The organism is Falsiroseomonas sp. RANM36 (genome assembly GCF_056682175.1).
The window spans coordinates 1,622,432-1,624,634 of record NZ_JBWXTD010000003.1; the positions used below are offsets into that span (position 1 = coordinate 1,622,432).

The 2,203-nt window shown below is 75.4% G+C and carries 3 protein-coding genes; 1 reads left to right on the plus strand and 2 read right to left on the minus strand.

The genetic code is table 11. The features are described from left to right. The first annotated feature begins 113 nt into the window (after window positions 1-113). Entirely contained in the window at window positions 114-896 is a 783-nt protein-coding gene (locus AC1MIR_RS12700) for an ATP-grasp domain-containing protein (protein ID WP_480028752.1), read from the plus strand. On the opposite strand, the gene AC1MIR_RS12705 is transcribed toward AC1MIR_RS12700, so the two are convergent. Together AC1MIR_RS12705 and AC1MIR_RS12710 are read right to left on the minus strand one after the other, a co-directional pair. After that, complete coding sequence (locus tag AC1MIR_RS12705) at window positions 838-1,773, minus strand: carotenoid 1,2-hydratase (protein ID WP_480028516.1); 936 nt, start codon at window positions 1,771-1,773, stop codon at window positions 838-840. The genes AC1MIR_RS12700 and AC1MIR_RS12705 overlap by 59 nt on opposite strands. After that, window positions 1,770-2,203, minus strand: a 434-nt coding sequence (locus AC1MIR_RS12710) for an FAD-dependent oxidoreductase (protein ID WP_480028517.1), incomplete at its 5' end; no start/stop codon positions are given. The genes AC1MIR_RS12705 and AC1MIR_RS12710, both read right to left, overlap by 4 nt.

The following is a 2,203-nucleotide window of genomic DNA, read 5'->3' on the forward strand; positions in this document are numbered from 1 at the left end:
CGCTTCGAGCATATCGGCGTGGACATCGTGGTGAAGCGCGTCGGGGGGGGGGGGGGGGGGGGGGGGGCGCGGGGCCGCCCCCCCCCCCCCGGGCCCCGGGGGGCGCCGCGGCGCTGGCGCGCGCCGGCCGCGTCGTGGTGAAGCCCGTCCATTCCGCCGCCGGCCGCGGCGTGCGCGTGCTGGCCGAGGGCGAGACGCTGCCCGTGCTCGACCCAGCGGCGCCTGCCGTGGTGCAGCGCTTCCTGCCCGGCGCCGAGTTCAGCTCCTGCACGCTGGCGCGGCAGGGGCGTGTGCTCGGCACCGTGATCTATCGCGGCGTGCAGTTCGCCGGCTCCGTCGCCTGCGCCTTCGAACGCGTGGACCATCCGGAGGCCGAAGCCTGGATCGCCCGGCTGGTCGAAAAACTCGACTGGACGGGCTTCATCTCCTTCGACATGCGCGAGGATGCCGCAGGGCGCATCCACGGCATCGAGTGCAACCCGCGCACCACGAGCGGCCTGCATTTCTTCGAGACCGAGGACATCGCCGCCGCCATCCTCGGCGCGCGCGACACGCTCCGCCACCGCGCGGCGACGCGGCTGCAGCAATTCTGGTCCTGCCTGACCGAGACGCAGCTCGCCGCCTTCCGGCGGGAGCGTGCGGCGCTCGGTCATCTGCGCCGCCTGCTGCGCACGCGCGACGTCACCTGGTCGGCGCGCGACATGGCGCCGCTGCTGACCATGCCCTGGACCGCCTGGCCGATCATGCGCGATGCCGCGCGCCAGCGCGTGCCCTTCGGCGAGGTCGCGACGCAGGACGTCGGCTGGTTCGAGGGCGAGGCGACGCCGGCGCGCAGCCTCAGCGCAGCGGCCGCGGCACCCGGAACGGCAGCATCGCGTACATCAGCGGCGACCTGAAGCGATCCAGCGACAGGCTTTCATGCACGCCGGGCGCTTCCTGCCCCAGCAGCGTCGTGTGGATCTCCGAACGCGAGTAGAACGGCGCATCGGTCAGCGTCCGCGTCACCCGCACCGGCCCTTCCGCGCGCGTCGGCCGGCGCAGCCGCCACAGCGTGCGCGGCAGTTCCGCTTCCGGCGGCGGCGGGAAGTCGGTCAGCGCGCCGTCATCCGTCGCACGCAAGGCCAGGGACAGGGATGTGCCGTCGCGGCGCTGCGTGTTGTAGAGGATCGCCGTCGCGTCCGGCAGCGCCGCCCTGCACCAGTCCCATGAGCGAAAATCCTGCTCCAGCGGCGCGGCGCCGGCATTGGTGTCGAAATAGGCGGCGCCGGACCAGCGCAGCGCCGGGCTTTCCAGCGCCACCTCCACGCGGGACCGCGGGGCGATCGGCTGCCATTCGTGCCGCCCCTCCGCATCCAGCGTCAGCCGCCGCGTGGACAGCGCCGCCGGGCGCAGCCGCACCGTGCCCGTGAGCCGGGAGGGGATGGGCGCCGTCACCTCCTCGATCCGCACCGTCAGCGTCGTGCCGTCCCAGGTGAGCCCGCTCGGCCCGATCGTGAGCGTGTCGGCGTCCCGCCGCAGCGCATGCCGCCGCCGGTCGGTCATCGCCCAGCGCGAGGGCGTGCCGTAGAGCACGACGTTCAGGCAGCAATGGTCGTGCGGATCCCCGCCGGTCCAGCCCTCGGCCATGCGCGCCAGCGCGTACCACGGCGAGAAGACGGTGCCGATGAAGGCGATGATGGTGATGCCGTGCTTCCCGTCGTCGGACAGCGCATCGAGGTACCACCAGCAATAGCCGCGCCGCGGCACGGCCCGATCGAAGGCCCAGTCTCTCAAGGGCGGTCCTCCAGCACCCGCGCCGCCGCCAGGCGGCCGGAGATCGCGGCCATGGCCACGCCCGCGCCCGGATGCGCGCCGCCGCCGGCCAGGTAGAGTCCCGGGAGCTTCGTGCGCGCGCCGGGCCGGCTGAAGGCGGCCTGCCAGCCATGCACCGCAGGGCCGTAGAGCGCGCCGCCGGCGCCCGGGAACAGCCGGTCGAACGCGCCCGGCGTGGTCACCGCCTCCGCCTCCGGCCGCCGCTGCACCGCGAAGCCGGCGCGGCGCAGCCGCTCGAACACCGTCTCGCCGCAGCGGGCGATCGCCTCGGGTGGCAGCGGCCGCGAATCGGCGCGTGCCGGCGCGGTGATCATCGCCAGCAGCCGCTCCGGCCCCGGCGGCGGCCCCGCGCCCCCCGCGCGGGGGGGGGCCCCGCGCGGGGCGGGCGGGC